This is a genomic window from Borborobacter xinjiangensis, from assembly GCF_047739745.1.
GTDB lineage: Bacteria > Pseudomonadota > Alphaproteobacteria > Rhizobiales > Rhizobiaceae > Pseudaminobacter.
This window is the reverse complement of sequence record NZ_JBLLVA010000035.1, coordinates 1-22519: the sequence shown is the minus strand read 5'-3', so window position 1 is coordinate 22519 and position 22519 is coordinate 1. Positions and strand designations below refer to the sequence as shown.

Annotated in this window: 23 protein-coding genes and 5 pseudogenes; 20 read left to right on the top strand and 8 right to left on the bottom strand. The window is 60.8% G+C overall.

Features of this window, described 5'->3' with window-relative positions; all coding sequences use genetic code 11:
• Positions 1–330 precede the first annotated feature (330 nt).
• The 3 genes and pseudogenes from ACLKMW_RS23420 to ACLKMW_RS23410 all read left to right on the top strand — a co-directional run bounded on the left by ACLKMW_RS23420 (position 331) and on the right by ACLKMW_RS23410 (position 1802).
• On the top strand, positions 331–663 hold the full coding sequence (locus ACLKMW_RS23420) for an ArsR/SmtB family transcription factor (protein ID WP_415726938.1): 333 nt from the start codon (positions 331–333) through the stop codon (positions 661–663).
• Between the two features lie 72 nt (positions 664–735).
• Positions 736–1592 (top strand): annotated as a pseudogene (gene arsB, locus ACLKMW_RS23415) (ACR3 family arsenite efflux transporter); the annotation flags it as partial.
• A complete protein-coding gene (locus ACLKMW_RS23410; protein WP_415726949.1) occupies positions 1584–1802 on the top strand; it encodes an ArsC/Spx/MgsR family protein in 219 nt (72 codons plus the stop codon). The pseudogene arsB and the gene ACLKMW_RS23410, both read left to right, overlap by 9 nt.
• Here the strand turns inward: ACLKMW_RS23410 and ACLKMW_RS23405 are convergent.
• Positions 1795–2739: a DMT family transporter gene (locus ACLKMW_RS23405; RefSeq protein WP_415726937.1), complete on the bottom strand. Its 945-nt coding sequence runs from the start codon at positions 2737–2739 to the stop codon at positions 1795–1797. The two genes, ACLKMW_RS23410 and ACLKMW_RS23405, sit on opposite strands and share 8 nt — an antisense overlap.
• A gap of 354 nt (positions 2740–3093) precedes the next feature.
• On the opposite strand from ACLKMW_RS23405, the gene ACLKMW_RS23400 reads away from it, so the two are divergent.
• Positions 3094–4479 carry an FAD-dependent oxidoreductase gene (locus ACLKMW_RS23400; protein ID WP_415726936.1) on the top strand — a complete coding sequence of 462 codons (1386 nt, stop codon included), beginning with the start codon at positions 3094–3096 and terminating at the stop codon, positions 4477–4479.
• 110 nt (positions 4480–4589) lie between these two features.
• A complete protein-coding gene (locus ACLKMW_RS23395; RefSeq protein WP_415726948.1) occupies positions 4590–4931 on the top strand; it encodes an MFS transporter in 342 nt (113 codons plus the stop codon).
• Here ACLKMW_RS23395 and ACLKMW_RS23390 read toward each other — a convergent pair.
• A pseudogene (locus ACLKMW_RS23390) lies at positions 4867–5013 on the bottom strand (integrase); the annotation flags it as partial. The gene ACLKMW_RS23395 and the pseudogene ACLKMW_RS23390 sit on opposite strands and share 65 nt — an antisense overlap.
• A 378-nt stretch (positions 5014–5391) precedes the next feature.
• Between ACLKMW_RS23390 and nhaA (ACLKMW_RS23385) the strand changes: the two are divergent.
• The 6 genes and pseudogenes from nhaA (ACLKMW_RS23385) to ACLKMW_RS23360 form a co-directional block, all read left to right on the top strand.
• Complete coding sequence (gene nhaA / locus ACLKMW_RS23385; RefSeq protein WP_415726935.1) at positions 5392–6591, top strand: Na+/H+ antiporter NhaA; 1200 nt, start codon at positions 5392–5394, stop codon at positions 6589–6591.
• Between the two features lie 526 nt (positions 6592–7117).
• Positions 7118–8341, top strand: a complete 1224-nt coding sequence (locus ACLKMW_RS23380) for an SIR2 family NAD-dependent protein deacylase (protein ID WP_415726934.1) — start codon at positions 7118–7120, stop codon at positions 8339–8341.
• A complete protein-coding gene (locus ACLKMW_RS23375) occupies positions 8338–10140 on the top strand; it encodes an ATP-binding protein (RefSeq protein ID WP_415726933.1) in 1803 nt (600 codons plus the stop codon). The genes ACLKMW_RS23380 and ACLKMW_RS23375 overlap by 4 nt, the downstream gene beginning before the upstream one ends.
• Positions 10141–10143: 3 nt before the next feature.
• On the top strand, positions 10144–10353 hold the full coding sequence (locus ACLKMW_RS23370) for a KTSC domain-containing protein (RefSeq protein WP_415726932.1): 210 nt from the start codon (positions 10144–10146) through the stop codon (positions 10351–10353).
• Positions 10354–10503: 150 nt separating this feature from the next.
• Entirely contained in the window at positions 10504–11751 is a 1248-nt protein-coding gene (locus ACLKMW_RS23365; RefSeq protein ID WP_415726931.1) for a phospholipase D-like domain-containing protein, read from the top strand.
• Between the two features lie 649 nt (positions 11752–12400).
• Positions 12401–12574, top strand: a pseudogene (locus tag ACLKMW_RS23360) (transposase); the annotation flags it as partial.
• A gap of 5 nt (positions 12575–12579) precedes the next feature.
• Here ACLKMW_RS23360 and ACLKMW_RS23355 read toward each other — a convergent pair.
• From ACLKMW_RS23355 to ACLKMW_RS23335, 5 genes are all read right to left on the bottom strand, one after another.
• The gene (locus tag ACLKMW_RS23355; protein ID WP_415726930.1) at positions 12580–14352 is read right to left on the bottom strand and encodes an SLC13 family permease; all 1773 of its coding nucleotides are present in this window, start codon (positions 14350–14352) and stop codon (positions 12580–12582) included.
• Positions 14353–14651: 299 nt separating this feature from the next.
• Positions 14652–14978, bottom strand: coding sequence for a hypothetical protein (locus ACLKMW_RS23350; RefSeq protein ID WP_415726929.1), 327 nt, complete (start codon positions 14976–14978; stop codon positions 14652–14654).
• Positions 14979–15260: 282 nt separating this feature from the next.
• Positions 15261–15533: a hypothetical protein gene (locus ACLKMW_RS23345; protein WP_415726928.1), complete on the bottom strand. Its 273-nt coding sequence runs from the start codon at positions 15531–15533 to the stop codon at positions 15261–15263.
• On the bottom strand, positions 15523–17151 hold the full coding sequence (groL, locus tag ACLKMW_RS23340) for a chaperonin GroEL (RefSeq protein WP_415726927.1): 1629 nt from the start codon (positions 17149–17151) through the stop codon (positions 15523–15525). Before groL ends, ACLKMW_RS23345 begins: the two co-directional genes overlap by 11 nt.
• 48 nt (positions 17152–17199) lie before the next feature.
• On the bottom strand, positions 17200–17517 hold the full coding sequence (locus tag ACLKMW_RS23335; protein WP_415726926.1) for a co-chaperone GroES: 318 nt from the start codon (positions 17515–17517) through the stop codon (positions 17200–17202).
• A 506-nt stretch (positions 17518–18023) separates the two neighbouring features.
• On the opposite strand from ACLKMW_RS23335, the gene ACLKMW_RS23330 reads away from it, so the two are divergent.
• The 9 genes and pseudogenes from ACLKMW_RS23330 (at position 18024) to nhaA (ACLKMW_RS23290) (ending at position 22061) form a co-directional block, all read left to right on the top strand.
• Positions 18024–18284 (top strand): hypothetical protein, encoded by a 261-nt coding sequence (locus tag ACLKMW_RS23330; RefSeq protein WP_415726925.1) that lies wholly within the window; start codon positions 18024–18026, stop codon positions 18282–18284.
• Positions 18281–18607 (top strand): hypothetical protein, encoded by a 327-nt coding sequence (locus tag ACLKMW_RS23325; protein ID WP_415726924.1) that lies wholly within the window; start codon positions 18281–18283, stop codon positions 18605–18607. The genes ACLKMW_RS23330 and ACLKMW_RS23325 overlap by 4 nt, the downstream gene beginning before the upstream one ends.
• Positions 18576–18719 (top strand): hypothetical protein, encoded by a 144-nt coding sequence (locus ACLKMW_RS23320; protein ID WP_415726923.1) that lies wholly within the window; start codon positions 18576–18578, stop codon positions 18717–18719. Before ACLKMW_RS23325 ends, ACLKMW_RS23320 begins: the two co-directional genes overlap by 32 nt.
• A gap of 24 nt (positions 18720–18743) precedes the next feature.
• Positions 18744–18980 (top strand): hypothetical protein, encoded by a 237-nt coding sequence (locus tag ACLKMW_RS23315; protein ID WP_415726922.1) that lies wholly within the window; start codon positions 18744–18746, stop codon positions 18978–18980.
• A gap of 2 nt (positions 18981–18982) precedes the next feature.
• A complete protein-coding gene (locus ACLKMW_RS23310; protein ID WP_415726921.1) occupies positions 18983–19306 on the top strand; it encodes a hypothetical protein in 324 nt (107 codons plus the stop codon).
• A complete protein-coding gene (locus ACLKMW_RS23305; protein ID WP_415726920.1) occupies positions 19303–19578 on the top strand; it encodes a DUF1488 family protein in 276 nt (91 codons plus the stop codon). Before ACLKMW_RS23310 ends, ACLKMW_RS23305 begins: the two co-directional genes overlap by 4 nt.
• Positions 19579–19588: 10 nt before the next feature.
• A pseudogene (locus tag ACLKMW_RS23300) lies at positions 19589–20395 on the top strand (transglutaminase-like domain-containing protein).
• Positions 20394–20702: pseudogene (locus ACLKMW_RS23295) on the top strand (transglutaminase-like domain-containing protein); the annotation flags it as partial. The pseudogenes ACLKMW_RS23300 and ACLKMW_RS23295, both read left to right, overlap by 2 nt.
• 51 nt (positions 20703–20753) lie before the next feature.
• The gene (gene nhaA, locus ACLKMW_RS23290) at positions 20754–22061 is read left to right on the top strand and encodes a Na+/H+ antiporter NhaA (RefSeq protein ID WP_415726919.1); all 1308 of its coding nucleotides are present in this window, start codon (positions 20754–20756) and stop codon (positions 22059–22061) included.
• A gap of 154 nt (positions 22062–22215) precedes the next feature.
• Here the strand turns inward: nhaA (ACLKMW_RS23290) and ACLKMW_RS23285 are convergent.
• Positions 22216–22519 (bottom strand): transposase (locus ACLKMW_RS23285; protein ID WP_415726918.1); only part of this gene is annotated, 304 nt, incomplete at its 5' end.

Here is a 22519-nt window from a genome sequence, read left to right as displayed (position 1 = left end):
GTCAGACACAGGTGGCCGAACGGTACGGCGGCTTGCCACCCCGCTGCACAACTTCCGGCAGATCGACATGAAGGTTTGGATCGTCCGAACTTCCGGTTCAATCTCGGCACCGCAAAGGCAGGAATGGGGCCGTCTGCTGACAGTCCGGTTCTGGCAGAGAAACTCAGAAAGCCGACGTTCGGCCAACGACCCCTTTCTCGTCATTCCGCCCACCGCTGAGACTGCCTAGAAGCGGACATTGTGCCGAGAGGATCCAAGCCGGGGCAATGTCGGCACCTTGATGTTTCCCTGCTGACGGGCTATCTCCGATATATCGGGGATGATAGATATATGGATAACGCAGGAGCTCTTGCGGCCTTGGCGGCTCTAGGCCAGGAAACTCGCCTCGATGTCTTCCGGCTGCTCGTGAAGGCAGGCCCTGAAGGACTCCCCGCAGGCGAGATCGGGCAGCGTCTCGGAACCGTCCAGAACGCAACCTCTTCGCACCTGAAGATCCTTGCGCAGGCTGGACTGATCCGCGCCGAGCGCGACGGCCGCACCATCCGCTATGCCGCGGACATGACAGGTTTCCGCGATCTGCTGGCTTTCCTAATGGAGGATTGCTGCAACGGCGCGCCGGAACTCTGCCGTCCGGTCATCGACGCCATTACCTGCCGCTGCTGAGCAGCAGGGCCGTCTGAAGGATAAATCATGACAGACACCACACTCGCCGCACCTCGCCAGGTGCCCGCCGCCATCGGCTTCTTCGAGAAATACCTGACTCTATGGGTGGCCCTCTGCATCTTGGCGGGCATCGCGCTGGGCTACCTGATGCCTGGCTTCGTTGGAGCGGTCGCGCAGCCGAAGTGGCCCGCGTAAACCTGCCTGTCGCCGTCCTGATCTGGCTGATGATCGTGCCCATGCTGCTGAGGGTCGATTTCCGCTCCCTCCCCAAGGTTGGCACCTACTGGCGCGGCATCGGCGTAACGCTGTTCATCAACTGGGCGATCAAGCCGTTCTCGATGGCGCTCCTCGGCTGGCTCTTTATCGGCTGGCTGTTCCGGCCCTACCTGCCCGCCGACCAGATCGACTCCTACATTGCCGGCCTGATTATCCTCGCGGCAGCACCCTGCACCGCCATGGTGTTCGTCTGGTCGGCCCTAATGAAGGGCGAGCCGAATTTCACGCTCTCGCAGGTCGCGCTCAACGATGCAATCATGGTGGTGGCTTTCGCGCCCATCGTCGGCCTGCTGCTCGGTCTGTCGGCGATCACCGTGCCGTGGGACACGCTGCTCCTTTTAGTCGTCCTCTACATCGTGCTGCCCGTGATCGTCGCCCAGGCAATCCGATCGCGGCTGCTGGCTTCAGGCGGCCACGCCGCTCTCGACAGGCTGCTCGCACGGATGCAGCCGCTTTCCCTGATCGCGCTCCTTGCGACCCTGGTCCTGCTCTTTGCTTTCCAGGGCGAGCAGATCATCGCGCAGCCGATGGTGATCGCGCTGCTCGCAGTGCCGATCCTAATTCAGGTCTACGTCAACTCAGGGCTCGCCTACCTGCTCAACCGAATTTCCGGGGAGCGGCATTGCGTTGCCGGGCCTTCGGCGTTGATTGGCGATCCCAAGTGGAGCGATGACGAGCTGATCGACTTCATGATGGAGCATCCGATCCTGATCAACCGACCGATCGTGGTCACGCCGCTCGGCGCGAGGCCCTGCCGGCCCTCCGAGGCCGTGCTCGACATCCTACCGAATCCGGACATCGGCCCCTTCACCAAGGACGACGGCGAAGTTGTCATCGATAGCGAGGGCAGGCGCGTCAGGTGACGCGAGCGCCACGCGGTCGGCCAGCATCCCGGGGGCGCCCCCTGTCCTGTGTCAGCCGGACCAATTCGAACACCGCGGCGAGAATGACCGCCGCCCCTGCCCATTGCACGGCTGACAGCCGCTCTCCGAGAAAGATGAACGCGAACGTCACGCCGAACACCGGGATCGCGTTAAAGTAGCTTCCCGCCACGGCGGCCGGCACCGATCGCAACGCCGCGACGTAGAGCCAGTAGGCGGCCGCGTAGTAGAGAAGCCCGGAGAGGGCGGCAGCCGCGGCCAGTCCGGGGGAGAGCCGTGCGAGATCGGACGGACTGCCGTGGGATGTTCCCCACAGGAGGAGAGCGACCGCCCAGCCCAGTCCCGCAGTTTGCTGGACTGCGACGATGAACAGGGGATCAAGGCTCTCGCTCAATCGGCGCGAGAAGACGGTGTAGAAGGCGCAGCACAGCACGGCTCCGAGCAGGAGAAGGATTCCCGCGGGGTCGTTATCGTTTCCCTGGAAGCCGCTCCAGGCGTCGGAGACCAGCGAGACCCCGAACATGCCCGCCAGCATCACGGCAAGCAGCCGCGGCGTCACCGGCTCGCGCAGAAACACTGCCGCCAACCCGAGAATCATCAGGGGTTCGGCCGCCCAGAGCAGCGTCGACACGCTCGCGGAGATGCGGGCGAGGCCGATCAGGCTCAGCGTGTAGGAGATGCCCGGGTTGAGCAGGCCGAGCAGGATGAGCGGCAGCATCAGCCGCCGCGACCCCAGCCGTTTCCTGGAGAAGGAGAACGCAAGCCAGAGCGCGGCGGCGCTGGGGGCGAGCTGAAGCACCAGGAGGGTGACGGCGGGGATCGAGGCGAGAAGTGCCTTGCTGAGGACCGTAGCACCGCCCCAGAGGGCGCAGGCGAAGACCAGCAGGACAGCCGGAGAAAGGCGCGTAAAGGCGCGCATGGAAGGACACTCCAGAAGGGATTCGTGAGGGTGAAGCGAATTCAGCCGTGGCGGCTGTCGCACCCGTCCGCATCGCAGCGGTCGTAACCGGGCCTTCTTGGAGGTCGGGACATCTGGCCTCACGAACTGTGTCCGAGCACCACGGTAGCACCTCGGGCTGCCGCTCGGCAATTCAGCTTTGCTGGACTCTTAATTCGACGATCATCGAAATTTAATTGACGGCACCCGACAAGGCGTCTAGCCTATTTCTATGAAACTCGAATTAGCAGCCTCCCAACTTGAAGCCATCGGCAACCCGACGCGCCTGCATCTTTACCGGATTCTTGTCCGCGCCGGCGGCGAAAGGAAACCCTCATGAACGCGATCCCTGCACCTGACCTTCCGGTCGCCGTCATCGGAGCCGGACTCGTTGGCTTGGCCGCCGCCGCCCGGCTCGTGGAGCGCGGCCTCCGTCCAGCGGTGTTCGAGAAGGGAGCGCGCGTGGGCGCAGCCATCCTGGACTGGGGCCACGTCCGCGTCTTCTCGCCGTGGGACTACAACGTCGATGAGGCCGCCCGCGCGCTGCTGGCGGACAACGGCGTCACCGCTCCGGCGGGCGAGCATCTGCCGACGGGCGAGGAGATCGTGAGGGACTACCTCGAGCCGCTCTCACGGGTGCCCGCCATCGCCGTCGAGCTGCACCTCGGAGCCGAGGTGACCGGGATCACCCGGCTCGGCCATGACCTGATGTCGAACGACGGCCGCGCCGAAGCTCCCTTCGTGGTGCGGTACCGCGACGCCGCAGGCGAGCAGCGCCTGCTTGCAAGGGCCGTGATCGACGCGTCCGGCACCTGGTCGAAGCCGAACCCCATGGGCGTTGACGGCCTGCCCGCGCCCGGCGAAGCCGAGGCCGCGGACCTGATCGCCTACGGCATTCCCGATGTCGCGGGCGGGGATCGCGAAGCCTATGCGGGCAAGCGGGTCCTCGTAGTCGGCAGCGGGCACTCCGCCATCAACGTCGCGCTAGCGCTCCTGGAACTGCAGGCCGAGGCACCCGGCATAGAAATCCTGTGGGCGCTTCGCCGCAACCGCATAGAGAAGCTGCTCGGCGGCGGGCTGAACGACCAGCTCCCGCAGCGCGGGGCACTCGGCCTCGCGGCGAAGGCGGCGATCGAGGCCGGACGGCTGCGCATGCTGGCTCCGTTCGCGGCCGATCGCATCCAACGGAGCGGCGATGGCCTTGTCGTGGAAGCGACGCTGGGCGGCATGCCTGTCACGGAGGGGGTCGACCGAATCGTCGTCGCCACCGGCTTCCGGCCTGACTTCTCCTTCCTCGGCGAGGTCCGCCTGGCCCTCGACTCGGCCGTCGAGGCAGCGCCGGCGCTCGCCCCGCTGATCAATCCCAACTTCCACTCCTGCGGCACGGTCCCGCCGCACGGGATCGACGAGCTCAGCCATCCGGAACCGGGCTTGGTCATCGTCGGGTCGAAGTCATACGGCCGCGCTCCGACTTTCCTGATGGCGACGGGCTATGAGCAGGTGAGGTCAGTCGTTGCGGAGATCGCAGGGGACCGGGTGGCGGCCCGAGAAGTCCGCCTGGTGCTTCCTGAGACAGGCGTGTGCAGCGCGCCCGCCGCAGACGTGGACGCATGCTGCGTTGAGGATGCGGTGGCCAAGGAAAAGGGCGAAGCCGGGTGCGGCTGCTCGGAGAAGTCGGTAGCCCCCGTTGCCGCCAGCGCCTGCTGCCAGAGCGCTGCGTGACAGCCGTCCCGGATGCCGGGGATACCCGCTGGTTCATCAGCGCCCTCGGGGCGGCACAGATATGCTCGTGGGGAACGCTGTTCTACGGCTTCCCGCTTATCGCCGAGGCGATGCGGACCGACCTCGGATGGTCGAAGACCGAGCTCTATGGGGCCGCCACCTGCGGCATGCTGTTAGCGGGACTTGCGGCATATCCGGTCGGGGCCGCCATCGACCGCCGCCACGGCCGCTATCTCATGGCAGGAGCATCTGTCGTTTCGGGCCTGTTGCTGGCCGCATGGTCCCAGGTTACAAGCATCGTCGCCTTCTATGCGGTGCTGGCCGTGCTCGGCTGCATGCAGGCGGCGACGCTCTACGAACCGGCCTTCGCCGTGATCGCGCGCCGTGTCGGTCCCGAACGCGTCTCTCGCGATCGAGGAAAAAGCGAATTGCCCAGATCTGCTTTTGGGTGAACGGACGCTTGGTGCCGACCTTCTTTCCTGCATTCCAAGCTGCGCGCTCGCGACTAGCATCATCGAATTGAGAATGGCCCATGGGAGTTCTCCTCGGCCTTGATTGGCCGAGAGAAAAACGTCGCAGGACACTACGGCTCAGGGGCCGATTCCGGACCGTCAGGTATCAGCTATGTTTAGCGACAAGCTGCCGTTCAGCGTCCGACCTTAATCTCGGTCGTTCCAGCTTTAAGGTCGAACCCCTGAGAGCTGCCGCTAGTCGTGGGAAGGAAATGTCGGTTACGCGCCCCAGCTCGGACATTAGGCGCCGCCCTGACGGCGATTGTGTTCAGCGTAGCGCACGGTTGCACTTCGTTCCGCAATGATGCTAAACGCCGCTCGGGTGTCCGCATTAAGGTGCATGGGCAGGTTATAGCTCTGGTCGGGCCGCCAGCGGCTATGGTTCTGTTCGAGGCATCCGATGGCCCACAATCCGCACGTGCGTCCCACCGCGTTCCGCCGCTTCATCGACAGCGAAGCATCCGGCGGAATCGTGCTTATGGCGGCTGCTGCGCTTGCTCTGGTTGTGGCGAACTCGCCACTGGCGGAGACCTACTTCAATGTCCTGAAGACCTATGTTGGTCCGCTGAACGTTAGCCACTGGATCAACGATGCGTTGATGGCGGTCTTCTTCCTGCTCGTCGGGCTGGAGATCAAGCGCGAGTTCCTCGATGGGCAGCTCTCGACGTGGCCGCGGCGAATCCTTCCCGGCATCTGCGCTGCGGGCGGCATGGCCGTCCCGGCGCTGATCTTCGCATCGCTCAACTGGAGCAACGGCGAGGTGATCCGCGGCTGGGCGATCCCGACCGCAACGGACATCGCCTTTGCACTGGGCGTGCTGTCCCTGTTCGGCAGCCGCGTGCCGGCGTCAATGAAGGTGTTCCTGACCGCGCTCGCCATCATCGACGATCTGGGCGCCGTCGTCATAATCGCGATCTTCTACACGGGCGACCTGCAGGTCTGGGCGCTGGCAGGCGCGGCCGCTATCTTGGCGGCCCTCTTCGCCCTCAACCGCACGCGGGTGAAGATGCTGCTGCCCTACCTCGTGCTCGGCGGCGTGCTTTGGCTCTTGGTCCTGCTCTCCGGCGTACATGCGACTGTGGCTGGTGTGGCACTTGCCCTGACGATTCCGATTGCAAGACCAGCAGGCGGCGCTGGCGAGCACACTGTCGACTCGCCCCTGCACCGCCTTGAACACGCGCTGGCGAATTTAGTGCCGTTCATCATCATTCCGGTCTTCGGTTTCGCCAATGCCGGCGTATCGCTCGCTGGCGTCGATGGATCGGCATTGACAGATCCGCTCACCCTAGGAGTTGCTGGAGGGCTCGTCATCGGCAAGGTCATCGGGGTCTTTGGCACCGCGCTTGCAACAGTAAAGCTTGGCTGGGCCGACGCGCCTGCCAACGCCGCGCCGCTGCATGTGCTGGGCGTGGCGCTGCTCTGCGGCATCGGCTTTACGATGAGCCTGTTCATAGGGCTGCTCGCGTTTCCGGATAGCCAAGTGCTTCAGGACGACGTGAAGATCGGCATCCTGCTAGGCTCGGCCATCGCAGCCGTCCTCGGCTCGATCGTGCTTCTCATGAGCCCGAAACCTGGCGGCGACGCTGCGAAAGCGTTTTGAACCACTCTGCGGCGAGTACTAACGCCATTCGAGTGTCGGCATTCAGTCTGTGGACCAACGCCGCCGGTCCGCAATTGGCCCCGGTGCGGCTAAAGAAATATTGTCCGCCTTTCTTCCGATGGTGTTTCGAAGCGGACCGACGGGAAACCACCCCTAAAAAGTCCTATCGTCAGTTGCGTGTGGAAGGATTCGGTCAAGGCAGAATGGGGCCGGGACCAGACAGTCTGCTGTTGGGCGCCGGGTGCAGATAGAGGACGTTCAGCTCCCAATATCAACGCTGACTCGGCTCCCTTCCGGGAGAGCTCATCTAAGACATTAAACACGTCCGTTGCGGGCGGCAAACGGTAGCTATGTTCCGCAAGGCCTGGGTTTGGCGATCTGGTGCTTCGTTACGATGGTTAGTTGCAACCGACGGGAGACGAGATCGCCGCCCTGCCAGTCCTCACAGGAGATTCGACGCCATACACTCTCAAGTTAGTGCTAGATAATTTCCATCGTTCCGATAGTCTTGTCGATGGGGGGTGTCATGTCGGTCAACGTTCATAATCCAGATCAGTATATGTCCGCGTTGCGGACAATCATCGCTGGCGGTCGCAAGCGTATCGGGCTGCTGATCGGTGCAGGCGCACCAGCCGGTATGGCGAAGCAAGACGGTACGCGCCCCCTAATCCCTGCCGTTGCAGGGCTGACGGATCATGTTCTGGCAGCCATCCAGCCGAAATATGAAAAGCAGATCGGTGCGCTCAAAAACGAACTCGATCACCACGACATTGAGACGATCCTTTCGCGTGTCCGCACGCTTGGGAAGGTCGTGGGGAAAGGATCGCTCCACGATCTGGACGCGAAGGGGTTCAACGATCTCGGACAGGCAATTTGCGACGAGATCGGCAAGGTGGTCAGCGTGCGTTTGCCGGCGGGGCGCTCTGCCTACACAGATCTTGTCAACTGGGTTTCCGGCACATCGCGCGACCATCCAGTAGAGATATTCACGACGAACTACGATCTGCTCATCGAAGAAGCTTTCGAACGCGCACGCTCACCTTACTTCGACGGTTTCATTGGTGGCCGTGAGCCATTCTTCGATCCCGTCTCCGTGGCTACGAACGATCTCCCGAAACGCTGGGCGCGCCTCTGGAAAATTCACGGCTCGCTTGGATGGAGCGCCAACGAGTACGGCGAAGTGGTGCGGCTTGGTAAGGATGCGACGACCCACCTCGTCTTTCCGGAGCACCTTAAATATGACCAGACTCAGAAGGCCCCCTATTCAGCGCTCCTCGACCGCCTAAAGGCGTTCTTGATGACCAGCGACACTCTGTTGTTGACAATCGGCTTTTCGTTCGCTGACGCGCATATTTCTTCACGTATCAGCGAAGGATTGGCGGCCAACCCTTCGGCGAGTGTGTTCGCGTTCCAATTCAAATCGCTGGCGGAGGAAGGACCCGGCTGCGCTATCGCCGGCATGCGCTCAAACTTTAGCCTTTATGCGAGCGACGGCGCGATGATCAACGGGGTTGGTGCGCCCTGGAAGCTGCCCCTCGAAATGCCTTCCAAGGATTGGGCACCGATCCGCGCGAGCTACTGGGGCAAGTCTGACGTTAGCAAGCCAGAGCATTTCCTACTCGGCAACATCGAGGACTTCGCTAGTTTCTTCGCTTCATCACGCACCGCGCAGAGCTTCCCTTCGGCAGCAAAGCCCGCCGATGATGATGGAGGCGCTACGCACGCGCCTCAGGTCATCGCCGCAGAATGACCGCACCAACGCTCCTCGGCCATGTCGGCGCCGTTACGGGCGCGACCGTGAGTGTTCGCCAGTACGAGGGCATGTCCTCCGGCATCGCGATTATCGGTGGTCGCAGCTATCGCGTCGGCCAAGTCGGAAGCTTTGTCAGAATACCGCAGGGCTATCATGACCTCTATGGGATCATCGCCGATGTTGGCGCGACAGCTGCGCCGAAGTCGAAAGAAGACCAAGGGCCAGTGAGCGACCGTTGGATGACCGTTCAACTCGTCGGCGAAATCATTGAAGTGAGCTTCGAGCGCGGGATCAGCCAATACCCTTCGATCAGAGATGAGGTGCACCTGGTTACTGAAGAAGATCTCGCAAAGGTCTACGGCGCGGAGGACGTGGGCCAGGTCGTGATCGGCCGGCTTGCTGCGGCCGAATCCATTCCGGTTCGTGTCAGCCTCGACAAGCTCGTGACACGGCACAGCGCCGTGCTGGGCTCCACCGGCTCCGGCAAATCCACGACAGTCGCCAGCCTTCTTCAATCCATTTCCGGGACAACTGGCGCAGGAACAACGTTCCCGAGCGCACGCATCCTTCTACTCGATCTGCACGGCGAATACGCTGCGGCATTGAAGGATGTCGCGAAGGTGTTCGCTGTCGGCGGCGCTGTAGGCGCGGAACCACTCCACATCCCGTTCTGGGCGATGGATGTAGGCGGCGTCCTCGAGTTCCTTATGGGAAAAATCGAGGAGAAAGCGCTCACCGCCATTTACGACAAAATTCTCGAAGCCAAGGGCAAGCTTGCCAGCAGTGGTGCCTATGCGGGAGCTGATCCGAACTCGCTGACGCTCAGCAGTCCGCTACCTTACAGCCTGCATCAACTCTGGTTCGATTTGATCGACCCAGAAGTTCGCACGACGACAGACAATGCCGGCCTCAACCGCGCCATCGAAATCGAGGGTGACGCTAAAGCTCTGCGAGCTCCTAAATACCATCCTGCTGCGCTCGGTGGAGCGGGACCGTTCCTAAACAAGGTTGGGGTGCTTTCCATCAAGCGTCAACTCGCGCAGCTTCGGTCGCGCCTGCTTGATCGCCAGTATGATTTCATGCTGCATCCCGGCGACTGGGAGCCCGACCTCGAGGGAAAGACAACCCAGGATCTCGATACCCTGCTCGAAGGCTGGCTCGGTCACGACAAGCCGATAACTATCCTCGATCTTTCTGGTATCCCGAGCGTCGTTCTCGACCACTTGATAGGCGGCATCCTCAACGTGATATATGAGGGCCTCTTCTGGGGACGCGAGCTGCCCGACGGCGCGCGCAAACGCCCTCAGCTGGTCGTGATGGAAGAGGCTCACCGCTACCTTAGCAAAGAAAATGCAGGGTCCGCGCGCGCGATGGTCCAGCGGATTGTAAAAGAGGGGCGGAAATTTGGTGTTGGTGCGATGATCGTGAGCCAGCGTCCGTCCGAGATTGACGAAACTATCTTGAGCCAATGCGGGACCTTTTTCGCGCTTCGCCTGTCGAATGCGAGCGACCGGGCGAAGGTGCAAGGAGCGCTATCGGATACAATGACCGGTATCATCGACAGCCTTCCGGTTCTTCGTACCGGCGAAGCAATTGTAATCGGGGAAGCTGCACGACTGCCGATCAGATGCCGAATTACGCTTCCCGCGGAGAACCGCCGGCCCGATAGCAGAGACCCCGAAGTCAGCGCCGGCTGGAGCGCTCCTTGGACGAAGGGCGACTATAAAAGGCTCGCGGCGGTTTGGCGAGCGCAGAACCCGCGTTGGCAAAAGACGTCCGCCGAGGAAGAGGAATAATAGATGGATCGTGAGCCCGTATCATCATCGAACTTGGCAAGTGTTGGCTATGATCCAGCGAGCGAAATTCTTGAGATCGAGTTCAATAATGGCCGCGTTTATCAGTATTATAACTTCCCACAATTCATGCATGAGCGCATGATGGAAGCGCCGTCGATTGGCTCCTTCTTTAATGCGGAAATCAAGAATGCCTACTCCTGCAGTCAGGTGTAGGGAGTAGGCAGCAAGTCGCCTGGACGCCCGAGGGATCACCCCGATAGGCATTGTAATCAGCGTGCGCTCTCAGTTTGCTCGGGCTGATGGCGGTAACGGCACAAGGTTCCAGTTTTCACGGTGAGTGCGCGCGACCGATGCGAGGGGGCCATGAAGTCTGACGATGCGCTTTTGTCGGCATTGCTGGTGGAGAACGGGGTAGACGAGGGCCATGCCGGGTTCCTCCACCGCCATCTCGCGAACGCGACTCACTTCATCTGCATCGTCGCTTTCGCAAAGATTTCGGGATGGAACATGATCAAGGAGATTGTCGCGGCAAAGGTTGCAAAGGGGCTCAAGGTAACATTCGTTGTCGGCATCGACTTCTTCCAAAGCGACCCGGAAGTGCTTCGTGCGCTCCTGCGGCTTGGGAGAGTTGCGAAGAAATCAAGCGGCGAGGTCGCGGTCTATATGGGCCAGGAGGCGAGCCCTTACACGCTTCATCCCAAGGTCTACTGGTTGAAAGGCCGCGATGGGCAGGCACTCGTAGTCGGCTCTGCGAACATGACCTCTGGCGGGCTTGTGGACAACCATGAACTCTCCGCTGCGCTCTCGGTCTTCGGGACGAACTGGCAAAGCTGGCTCATGCGGTGGATTGATGATCGGATAGCCGATGGCGACATTGTCGAGGCAAAGGGTACGCAAATCGATCGGTACGAGAAGCGACGCGAAATCTATCGTGCTGCGATGAAGGTCGCCGAGCGGCGCGCCCGACGGTCAATGGAAGCACCTGCCGGACAGATCATTTCCCTGAACGACCTACTGGCGGAAATGCGCGCGGATGACGGACCAGAAGGGTTCGCTGCGCAAGTGGGGCGGCGCAAGCGCAATCACCGATATGCCCGCACCCGCATCGTCGATCTAGTAAGCCAGGCTGATGATCTTAAGCGCCGTGAATTTCTCGTCGCCTATGAGGCTCTGATCCAATTCTGGCACTCAGGAGGGCTTCAGCGTGGCAAAACCTGGGTGGCGAAAAAGCCCGCCCAATTCCAGGCAGCCCTTCGCGCCCTAGCTGCAGAGCGCTCGCAAGATCCGGCGTCGCTATTCGAACTCCTAGCGGAGCATTTCTGCGAGATCCCTCGCGCGGGCACCAACGTGCTGACTGAAATCCTGCACACGCGCGATCCCAAGCGCTTTCCGGTTATGAACCGAAATTCCGTCGCGGGAATGCGTCTTGCCAATATCACCGGCTATCCGCAGGCACCTTCCAAGGCCACCGTTAATGGCGCACTATATGCCCGCTTCGCCGCCGACGCCGAAGCGCTCCGCCAAAGCCTTGGTCTACGCGACCTAGGCGAACTCGATGTGCTGTTCAACTTCGCCTATTGGAAACGGGACGAAGCCATCAATGAAGACTAGGCGCAAACTTAGCGAAAGATGACTTCCGGTGCGACGTCTGCGAGATGTTTCGCCTCACCCCCGGACTCCCTCACAGGCCAAGAAACCGCCAAAAGTACGCGGAGGTGAAGGGGATTGGTTTAGCGGCGGCTATAGCGCGCCTGTCCCCAGAACGCGCTGAGCCTCAAGCGGCTTCTTGGTTTCCCATCTAGGCGTCCAAGTCATCCAGCGCCAGTCTCGACATGGTGTCAACTAGAGTTCAGCGATCAGGTGAATGAATGGCAGGTTTTGAGAGAGACCAGTCTGCCTCGGAACGACCGAATTGGGGGCGCATAGCGGTCGTTCAATGCCCCATAAACCACGTCTGCGCAGGGTCAAAATCGACCAATCGACCGGAAGCGATTCGAACTTTTTCACCGCCAAACACCGCCGTTTCTACGCTTTTTCGCGCAAGGACCGTCTCACGCTCTTTGCGCGGGCGTAGTTTCGGCGGTTATCGGCGGCAATAGAAGGCAATCGGCGGAATTTGGCGCGCCGTCGCAGGTGAAGATGAGAACTTTGTCTACTCCATAGCCCTCTAAGGCCCTCCTATTGCGAGGATCGTGGCTTGTTGATCTCCGTCACCGCGTTGGTCAGCTTGATCGAGAGCCGATGGATCGCAAGCTGCGCACTCCGCGCCGGCGTCGAGACCAACATCTCATGCCTGAAGCGCGCCTATGGCCCTGACCCGCTGCACCTGGCGCGGCCCGACCCCTTTCAAAACTATGTCTGGGCCTCGGTCCTGACCCATAATCTCGCGCTCTTCATAACCGCAAGCCGACCTGAAACCGGTCCACCTGGCTGAGGCCGCTAGAGCGGCCACACTAAGAGGATAAGCGGCACGCCAAGCGCGACGACAATGAATGAGAGTGGTAGCCCCAATTTCCAGTAGTCCCCGAACCGGTATCCTCCCGGTCCCATGACCAGCGTGTTGCACTGGTGTCCGACTGGGGTAAGAAAGTCGCAGGCCGCACCCACAGATACCGCCATGAGAAACGCGTCGGGCCTGGAGCCGATCTGTCCGGCAAAGGTAGCTGCAATGGGCGCCATCACAAGTACGGTCGCTGCATTGTTCAGAAACGGGGTTACCGCCATTGTCGCCACCATGATCAAAGCTAACGAACCGTAGGACGGCAAGATACCGGCGAACTGATAGACCCATCCGGCAATGAGGTCGGCGCCGCCAGTCGTTCTGATCGATTCGCTGACCGGAATCAGTGCCCCGAGCATCACTAGGATGGGCCAATCGATAGCTTCGTAAGCCTCGCGGAACGACAGCGCCCCGAACAGAACCGTCAATACGGCAGCGGTAAAGAAGGCCGTTGCGACCGGCAGCACGCCTGATGCTGCAAGCGTCATGGCACCACCCAGGATCGCCACAGGAAGCATGCCCTGCCGTACATTCCCCAACCGGATTTCGCGCTCGGCCAACGGCAGAATGCCGAGTTCCTTCAACTTGTCAGGAAACCTTCCAAGGTCGCCCTTTAGCATGAGAACATCGCCCGGCTGCAGGGTGATATCCCGCAGACGCTCGGTGAACCGCTCGCCGCTCCGGCTGACTGCAAGCAGGTTAATGTTGAAGCGCTCATGCAGAGCCATGCGCTTGGCGGTCTGTCCGACCAGGATCGAAGTTGCCCCAATCACAGCCTCTATTCCGCCAATCTCTCCCGCACCCCTGGCTCCGGTGACCCGGCCCTCTCCTTCCAGCTCGAGGCCGGCGCGGCCGATAGCGCGTTCGAGCGCTTCAGGGTCGCCTTCGAGGAGCACAATGTCGCCCTCGAGGAGAACGGTGTCAGGCAGCAGGCTCAGACGCTCTGGTCCATGGCGAACAACGCCGGTCACAAGGATCTCATAGTCGCATAGCTTCGACAGGTCACTGGTGGTCTGGCCGACCACCGACGAAGTCGCCAAGACGCGGGCTTCCGTCATGTAGCCCTTGAGATCGATCGCCTCGTCCATCGTTGCGACCGGCTTGCGGCCGCCAGGTAGCAGCCGATAGCCGAACACCAGAAAGGCGACACCAGCGACGGCGAGGCCGAGCCCCACCGGCGTGAAATCGAACATCCCAAAAGGTTGACCGGTCAGTTCCTCGCGCATGCGCGAAACGATGATGTTTGGCGACGTTCCAACGAGAGTGATCAGGCCTCCAAGCAGCGAACCGAATGCCATTGGCATGAGGAACCAGGAAGGCGATGCGTTCGAGCGCCTCGCCATCTGAAACGCCACCGGGATCATCATCGCAAGCGCGCCGATGTTTTTGACGAACGCGGAGAGGACGGTGGCTGTCGTTACCAGAACCACTATCTGCCCCTGCACAGAGGTGATCTTGGGCGAAATTCTGTGAAGTGTGGCCCCTATGATGCCCGAGCGCTCGACCGCCGCACTGACCACCAGCGCACTCGCGACAATGATCACGATATCATCGCCGAAGCCAGAAAAGGCTGCCTTATGAGGAACGATACCGGTAAACACCGCCGCCAGGAGAGCAAGGACGGCGACCAGATCGTACCGAAGCCGACCCCAGATGAAAAGGAGCATCAGCCCTGACAGGACTGCAAATGCGAAGATCTGATCTTGCGTCATAGCTTGGTCGCGCTCCGGCGAAAAGCATACGCCGATGAATAGGGGGCAGCACAGGCCAGGTGGAGCTGCCACAAAGAGCACTGACAGGCAGGGCCAGAGCCGATGGCGCAACCAATCACGATACATTCGTCCGTCCGGGCGCATGGCTCCCACGCATGCGGGGCGACCCGCCAGTCGCGGCCGATCACGTTAATACGTGATGCTGCTCAGCGCCACGTAGAGAAAGCTACCCGCTATAGATACGAGAAAAAACGCCAGCAGCCAGACGGTCGGCTCGGCTGGCACTCGGTCGAAATACCTCATGGAGTGCGTTCCTTGTTCGGAGAAATGCTTGTAGCCGTGCCGCCGTCCCCTTCCCAGCCATACAATTCGTTGCCCATCAACCGGCTCAATCTGCTCACCGGTACACGCAGCTTGAAATCGCCGTCACCCTCGAAGGCGGTCATAAGGTTGGCTTCCGTCTTTGCGCCGTGCTGGAATTCCCGGATCAGAAGCGCAGCGACACGTCCTGCATCGGGGCTGCCGTCAGCTATCGAGCTTCTGACGCAAGCCTCTTTGAGCACACGGTCCAGCATCGTCATATCCGTCGGTGACAGATACTGCTGGTGCGGAGGAGTGGAGGCCATGGCGTCCTTGCCTTTCTGAATGCGGGGACAGCTGGGTTGCGGCCTTCAATCGGCAACGCCTGAGCAGGTCAGACTTCCGAAACGGAGGCACTGAGACACTGCATCGAGCCTTGCGGCCGAACGATCACCAGATGCTGCCGAATAGGACCGAGTAAACGATGGTTGCGATCGCAGCGGTGACTGCGATGTTGGTGAGTAGGCGCCTGTAGTCATAGAGATATATTTTGTCTGGAATGTAGTTACGCATGATGACCTCCTGTTTTGGGTCGACTTTGCTATTTGTCAAATTATGCTGCCTTGTCCGCCTTTGATGTTATGGCAGGACGTTGAGCGGCACAGCAGCCGATTGTTCGCAGTCATCCGGCGGTCGCGGCGTTTCGTGCCGTTGGTGTCCTTTCCGGCGCTTTTCGACTGCTGCATTGTGAATCTGTTCGAACCGGTTCCTTGGCATCCTTGGTGACCGAATGCATGCCGGTTCTTTTCACATAAGAGATCATTGTCATTCTCCTTCTTGCGACGGCTGCCGAACGGTTCAGGCACTGTTTCAGTATCCACCCATGCCGCCGTTGCCGATCGCTGGTGTGGATTCTTTCGCGGGTATGTCGGCGATCATCGCCTCGGCGGTGATCAGCAGGGCAGCGATTGAGCCGGCGTCCTGAAGCGCGGTTCTGACAACCTTTGCGGGGTCGACGATGCCTGCCTTGATCATGTCCACATAGGTTTCGGTCTGGGCATCGAACCCTTGATCGCGATCCTTGCTGTCGGTCAGCTTGCCGACCACGATCGAGCCTTCGACGCCGGCGTTTTCGGCGATCTGCCGGATAGGAGCTTCGAGCGCCCTGAGCACGATCGAGATGCCAGCGGTTTCGTCGGCATTGACGCCTGTGAGCGAGGCCAGGACACTTCTGGCGCGCAGCAGCGCCACGCCGCCGCCCGGTACAATGCCTTCCTCGACTGCGGCGCGGGTGGCGTTGAGCGCATCGTCGATGCGGTCCTTCTTCTCCTTGACCTCGGTCTCGGTGACGCCGCCGACGCGGATCACCGCGACGCCGCCGGCGAGCTTGGCCAGCCGCTCCTGCAGCTTCTCCCTGTCGTAGTCGGATGTGGTCTCCTCGATCTGCGCCTTGATCTGGCTGATGCGTGCGGCAATGCCAGCCTTGTCGCCAGAGCCGTCGATGATGGTGGTCGTGTCCTTCTCTATCGCCACGCGCTTCGCGCGGCCGAGCATGTCGAGCGTGACGTTCTCCAGCTTGATGCCGAGATCCTCGGAGATCATCTGGCCGGTGGTCAGCACCGCGATGTCATCCAGCATGGCCTTGCGGCGATCGCCGAAACCCGGAGCCTTGACCGCCGCGACCTTGAGGCCGCCGCGCAGTTTATTAACGACCAGCGTGGCGAGCGCCTCGCCCTCGACATCCTCCGAAATTATCAGCAGCGGCTTGCCGCTCTGCACCACGGCTTCGAGGATCGGCAGCATGGCCTGAAGATTCCCGAGTTTCTTCTCGTGGATGAGGATGCAAGGATCCTCCAGTTCCACGCGCATTTTCTCAGCGTTGGTGACGAAATACGGAGAGAGATAGCCGCGGTCGAACTGCATGCCCTCGACCACGTCGAGCTCGGTTTCGGCTGTCTTGGCCTCCTCGACGGTGATCACACCCTCGTTGCCGACCTTGTCCATCGCCCTAGCGATCATCTCGCCGACGGTCGCGTCGCCATTGGCGGCGATGGTGCCGACTTGTGCCACCTCAGCCGAAGACTTCACCTTCTTGGCCCTTGCCTGGATCTCCTTGACGACGGCCGCTACGCCAAGGTCGATGCCACGCTTCAAATCCATTGGATTCATGCCGGCGGCAACGAGCTTGGCGCCTTCGCGCAGGATGGAGGCGGCCAGCACAGTAGCGGTCGTGGTGCCGTCGCCGGCAAGGTCATTGGTCTTGGAAGCCACCTCGCGCACCATCTGCGCGCCCATGTTCTCGAACTTGTCGGGGAGTTCGATCTCCCTGGCGACGGTGACGCCGTCCTTGGTGATGCGTGGCGCGCCATAGGCCTTGTCGATGACGACGTTGCGACCCTTTGGGCCGAGTGTCACCTTGACGGCATTGTTGAGCAGTTCGACGCCGCGCAGCATGCGGTCGCGCGCGTCGGTGGAGAATTTGATTTCCTTGGCAGACATGATGTTTCGTCCAGTTCGATTTTGAAGGTGGAGAGTCGGAGAGTGCGATCAGGCGGCTTTTTTGGTGGCCGCTCCGGTCTTCTCGACGATGCCCATGATGTCGCTCTCCTTCATGATCAGAAGGTTTTCGCCGTCGATCTTAACCTCGGTCCCGGACCACTTGCCGAACAGGATGAGATCGCCCGCCTTGACGTCGAGAGGAACCAGCTTGCCGCTTTCGTCGCGGGAACCCGGGCCGACGGCGACCACTTCGCCTTCCTGCGGCTTTTCCTTCGCGGTGTCGGGAATGATGATCCCGCCTTTGGATTTGAGATCGCCTTCCGCACGTCGGATGACGACGCGGTTGTGGAGTGGCCGGAATTTCATCGGGTTCTTTCCGCAGCCGACGCATAGGGGCAGCTGCAACCTATATATAGCGCCGTTGGCACTCGAATGTTAGGAGTGCCAAAATTTATTCTCGGCAATCAAAATATCGATTCCGATAATTTTTCACCGCTTCCTCGTATTTCTCTCGCGGATGAGGCGTTTTTGTCGAGGGTATCCTTTCGCGCACGTAAGAACTGAACACGCTTAGGCCCGGCCTGTAAATAAAACCGGAACGCTGCCTTGTTTCGAGCAATGTTGCAGCCTATATATAGGACACGTGATTTGGCCGATTTGGCTTCGCGGTGTCAGAGACTTCGACCCGCCATTCACCCCCGAGTTCTCGAGAGCGAATGCATGGCGCCAATGGCGCGCATGCCGCCCGTTCGGACCTTGAAATGAACTCCCGCGCTGACCACGGATGTACTGGCAGCCTAGGGAATCCGTTCCGCTTCGGATGGGAACGATGCAGGAGGCGTGTTCGCGTGCTCCCGCGGAGACATCTAACCATGACCACCCGCACCACGCAGACCGTCGCCCGGTTCTCTTCGCCCTTCCTGTTGCCTGGTTTCGACGCCCCGCAGCCTGCCGGCGACTATCGCATCGACCAGGACGAGGAACTGATCGAGGTCTTCTCCCGCCTTGCCTGGAGACGTGTCGGCGCTTTCATCCATCTCCCTGCGATCTCCGCAACCGGGTCGACGCAGCAGATGGTGCCAATCAATCCGGCGGATCTCGATGCCGCACTCGAAAAGGACAAACAACCATGACTTATACAAGCGCCCGGCGACCCGGCGCCCGGTCGATCCGGCCTGCCGCTGCAACCCATCTTTTTGCAGTAGGCCAAGCTGTCCGCCTGCGCGGCAACTTCGGTACATTCCCAAAGACTGCAGAAATCTACCGCATCACCGGCACGCTCCCGCCGCGGGCACATTCGCCGCAATACCGCATCCGCAACGATGACGAACGCCATGAGCGAGTGGCAACACAGGACAGCCTCGAACCGATCCGTCTTTCGCAATCCAGCGAAGGCGCAGCCCTCATCGAAAGGACATTCGGCCATGGCCAAGGGACAAAAACGCAGCAATCGTGAGATCAGGAAGCCGAAGCAGGAAAAGAAGCCGCCCAAGCCTGAAAGCGCGTTCGGTAACCAGATCAAGCTCGCCGCGAACAGCAACACTTCGCGTGGCAATGACAAGGGCTGATGGCGGACCGGTGGGACAAAACCGATGAAGATCGTAGTAGAGTTCTACAAGACCCGCGACGCCGACGATGCCCATGCCGTCGTCGGTCGTGAAACCGTGGAGGTCGACGATCTCGACGGCGCCACCGCAGCCGCGCGGCTGCTGGCGCAGACCCTCGACATGCCACAGCGCCCCGACTCCATGAAGATCACCGACGCGAACGGCAAAATGCACTACTCCGGCATCATCGGCTCGGAAGCGGTGAACGAAGGAAGGCAATGACCATGAATACGCACATCAAGGAAACCGAACGGAAGCAAATTGCCGCCGCGATCAGCGTCTGGGAAAACGAGGGCGGTGCGCCCGGCCAGGATTCCATACACCATCAATATGGCCGTCGCATTGAAGCCGACCGCTCGTGGACCATCTATCATGTCTTTACGGGCATTCCGGCGCGCTTCGGCGGCGATGCCATCACCGGTCTGAGCCGGCTGGACGCGACCAGCGGCATGTTGCGTCTCAACCTGCGCAACGCCGAGCGCCGACGGAAACGTATTGAACTCTCGTCCTTCAAGACAATCCCAAGACCGGCGGAGTGCGGGTCATGACGCTGGCCTTCCCCAACCCAAGCCGCAGCTTCGATGAAGTACGCAACGCCGTTCGCTTTATGAGCCATGACGGCATGTTCCAGATCCGCTTCTTCATAGAGGCGGGGGCGCTCACGAAGTCGGATGCCGCCAAACGCGAGGTGGGGGCGCTGGAAGCCAAATGCCTGGCGGCTTTCGACGCCTTGCGCACATCCATCTACGATGTTGCGCGCGAGGCCTATTCGCACGGCCGCCGCGATTCCTATACGCTGACTGCCGCGGATTTCCGCTAGGCTGATCTCCATGCTGATCCGCTATGGTTACGAGATCACGCTGACCTGCCAGCAGCCCACGGCCTTAATCTGCCTGCTATCGGTCCATGAGGATCGCGCCGCCGACATCAGCGTGCCGGAAACGTCGTTCACCAATCCCGACGTACCGGTGTCGACCTATCGCGATCTGTTCGGTAACCGTTGCCGGCGCGTCGTCGCGCCCGCCGGCGACCTGACGATGTGGGGCGACGCCACGATCGAGGACGACGCCAGGCCGGATAGGGTGGCGCCGAATGCCCGGTAGCTGCCGGTGTCGGACCTTCCCGACGATAGCCTCGTCTACCTCATGGGCAGCCGCTACTGCGAGACGGATAAGTTGAGCCAGCTCGCCTGGGATATCTTCGGCACTGTTGCTCCGGGATGGGGCCGCATGCAGGCGATCTGCGACTTCGTCCACAACCACATCCGCTTCGACTACATGCAGGCGCGGTCGACGCGAACGGCCTTCGAGGCATATCACGAGCGCGTCGGCGTCTGTCGCGACTTCGCCCACCTTGCGGTGGCGTTCTGCCGCTGCCTCAATATCCCTACCCGCTAGGTCAAAGGCCATCTCGGCGACATTGGCGTGCCGGTCGTCGATCCGATGGATTTCAGCGCCTGGATCGAGGTCTTTCTCGATGGGGAATGGTTCACCTTCGACCCACGCAACAACACGCCACGGATCGGCAGGATCGTCGTCGCGCGCGGTCGCGACGCGGCCGACATACCATTGATCAATTCGTTCGGCCCGCATGTCCTGAAGGCGTTTCGAGTATGGACTTATGAGGTGCCGGCTTGAGCGTGTCGGGGTGTGCCGCGACTTCGCGCATCTGGCGTCACCTACTGCCGCCGCCTCAATACCCCCGGACGCTATGTGACGGGTATCGGCGTGCCGGTCGTCGATGCAATGAATTCAGCGCCTGGATCGAGGTTTTCCTCGACGGTGCGTGGCGTACGTTCTATCCTCGCAACACGCCTCGAGAATCGGCAAGATCGTGATTCCGCGCGGGCGCGATGCCGCCGACGTCCCCCTCGTCAATTCATTCGGACGTCATGTCCTGAAATCCTTTCGGGTCTGGACCTACGCGGTGCAGGCACCGCTATGACTGCAGCATCTATTCGTCACCCCTACCGAGGCACAAGGAGGGGCATTTGAAATGAACGAGAACCTCTCCCGGCTTCCGAGGGTGCCCGCGGATAGGTTGGCCAAGCCTTTCATGCGGTTCATTCGCATCGAGGCAATGGCCGGCGCCGTCCTTTTGCTAAGCACCCTCTTCGCGGTGACGCTTGCCAACTCTCCGTGGGCAACTTCGTTTCTCGCGCTGTGGGATATCCATGCCGGGATCAATCTTGGCAGCGTGGAGATATCGCGGTCGCTGAAGCACTGGATCAACGACGGGCTTATGACGCTTTTCTTCTTCGTCATCGCGCTCGAGCTGAAACGTGAACTGGTGTTGGGCGAACTACGCGATCCCAGAGTGGCCGCATTGCCAATTGCCGCAGCAATCGGCGGGATGATCGCGCCAGCCGCAGTGTTCCTGTTGATCGTCAGCGGCGGTCCCGGAGCAAGCGGCTGGGGAACCGTGATGTCTACCGACACGGCCTTTGTGATCGGCTGTCTGGCAGTACTCGGTTCTCGCATTCCGCAGAATTTGCGCTTGTTTCTGCTCGCTCTGGCGATTTTCGACGACGTCGGCGCAATTTTGGTTGTGGCGATCGGTTATGGTGAAACCGTGAATTGGTTGGCCATTAGCGTGGCCGTACTAGGCTTCATCGCAGTGGCCACGATCGCGCGCTTGGGCGTTCGCAGCATTCCGATCTATTTTGCTGCTGGAGGTGGCATCTGGCTTACCCTCGATGCTTCAGGCATTCATGCAACTTTGACCGGGGTTATCCTCGGACTGATGACGCCGGCACGAAGCTGGGTCAGTGACAGGCGTCTTCATGCGATCCTCGACCGGATCATCGCCTACCCCCCTGGCGACCACTGGAGCCGAGACACATCCGCACGCGGTGACCTCCATCGGGCAGGCATCGCGACACGCGAGGCGCTGTCCCCGATCGAGCGACTTGAGATTGCTCTCCACCCCTGGGTCGCATTGGGTGTCCTGCCGCTGTTTGCCGTAGCCAATGCGGGGATACCGATGGCCGGCGTAAAGTTCGATCCTACGCTTACGGCTGCAATCTTCTTGGCCTTCGTGGTTGGCAAACCCGTTGGTGTGATTTGCCTCAGCTTCCTTGCCGTGAAATCGCGGCTATGCATTCGTCCGAGTGAATTGTCGTGGGGTCTATTGGCCGCAGGAGGGCTGCTCACCGGCATTGGCTTTACGATGGCACTTTTCATTGCCGATCTCGCATTCGGAGCCGAACTTCTGAACTCGGTCAAGCTCGGCATTCTCGGTGCTTCCGTCGTCTCGGCCTCCCTCGGGCTCCTGATGTTGGCATGGCTGACATCCAGACGATGAGCTCGCCATAGTCACTCCGCCATGTCATGGCTATGAGCGCGAACCGAATTGAATTGACATGTTCGCGGCATGTTTAGTGCGGCAAATCGGCGGCGTTCGGCGTTCGCAGTCTATGCTGATTCAGGGGTAATTGGCGCGCCCGCCACGATTCGAACTACTTGACGGCTGTGTGCCTATTGGAGTGACATTCGTCGGCTTTTGGGGAGCGCTGATTAGAGTATCTGTCTTGGTCGAGGGAGGGGCTGGTGACCATTTTCCGGTCGTCCCTCAGGAGCGCGTTTGCCAGCACGATGATCTTTCGCATGATGGCGGTGATGGCGACCTTTGGAGCTTTGCCGGCCTGTCTTAGGCATTCGTATTTTGCCTTGAGTGGTGGATTGAAACGCACGGCCACTAGGGCGGGCATATAGAGCGCCTGCCTGAGCCATGCCCGTCCGCCCTGAATGAAGCTCTTGCCC

Coding starts and splice junctions, on each gene's coding strand:
- ACLKMW_RS23420 (WP_415726938.1), top strand. CDS start 331: ATGGATAACGCAGGAGCTCTTGCGGCCTTGGCGGCTCTAGGCCAGGAA.
- ACLKMW_RS23405 (WP_415726937.1), bottom strand. CDS start 2,739: ATGCGCGCCTTTACGCGCCTTTCTCCGGCTGTCCTGCTGGTCTTCGCC.
- ACLKMW_RS23400 (WP_415726936.1), top strand. CDS start 3,094: ATGAACGCGATCCCTGCACCTGACCTTCCGGTCGCCGTCATCGGAGCC.
- ACLKMW_RS23395 (WP_415726948.1), top strand. CDS start 4,590: ATGCGGACCGACCTCGGATGGTCGAAGACCGAGCTCTATGGGGCCGCC.
- nhaA (WP_415726935.1), top strand. CDS start 5,392: ATGGCCCACAATCCGCACGTGCGTCCCACCGCGTTCCGCCGCTTCATC.
- ACLKMW_RS23380 (WP_415726934.1), top strand. CDS start 7,118: ATGTCGGTCAACGTTCATAATCCAGATCAGTATATGTCCGCGTTGCGG.
- ACLKMW_RS23375 (WP_415726933.1), top strand. CDS start 8,338: ATGACCGCACCAACGCTCCTCGGCCATGTCGGCGCCGTTACGGGCGCG.
- ACLKMW_RS23370 (WP_415726932.1), top strand. CDS start 10,144: ATGGATCGTGAGCCCGTATCATCATCGAACTTGGCAAGTGTTGGCTAT.
- ACLKMW_RS23365 (WP_415726931.1), top strand. CDS start 10,504: ATGAAGTCTGACGATGCGCTTTTGTCGGCATTGCTGGTGGAGAACGGG.
- ACLKMW_RS23355 (WP_415726930.1), bottom strand. CDS start 14,352: ATGACGCAAGATCAGATCTTCGCATTTGCAGTCCTGTCAGGGCTGATG.
- ACLKMW_RS23350 (WP_415726929.1), bottom strand. CDS start 14,978: ATGGCCTCCACTCCTCCGCACCAGCAGTATCTGTCACCGACGGATATG.
- groL (WP_415726927.1), bottom strand. CDS start 17,151: ATGTCTGCCAAGGAAATCAAATTCTCCACCGACGCGCGCGACCGCATG.
- ACLKMW_RS23335 (WP_415726926.1), bottom strand. CDS start 17,517: ATGAAATTCCGGCCACTCCACAACCGCGTCGTCATCCGACGTGCGGAA.
- ACLKMW_RS23330 (WP_415726925.1), top strand. CDS start 18,024: ATGACCACCCGCACCACGCAGACCGTCGCCCGGTTCTCTTCGCCCTTC.
- ACLKMW_RS23325 (WP_415726924.1), top strand. CDS start 18,281: ATGACTTATACAAGCGCCCGGCGACCCGGCGCCCGGTCGATCCGGCCT.
- ACLKMW_RS23320 (WP_415726923.1), top strand. CDS start 18,576: ATGGCCAAGGGACAAAAACGCAGCAATCGTGAGATCAGGAAGCCGAAG.
- ACLKMW_RS23315 (WP_415726922.1), top strand. CDS start 18,744: ATGAAGATCGTAGTAGAGTTCTACAAGACCCGCGACGCCGACGATGCC.
- ACLKMW_RS23310 (WP_415726921.1), top strand. CDS start 18,983: ATGAATACGCACATCAAGGAAACCGAACGGAAGCAAATTGCCGCCGCG.
- ACLKMW_RS23305 (WP_415726920.1), top strand. CDS start 19,303: ATGACGCTGGCCTTCCCCAACCCAAGCCGCAGCTTCGATGAAGTACGC.
- nhaA (WP_415726919.1), top strand. CDS start 20,754: ATGAACGAGAACCTCTCCCGGCTTCCGAGGGTGCCCGCGGATAGGTTG.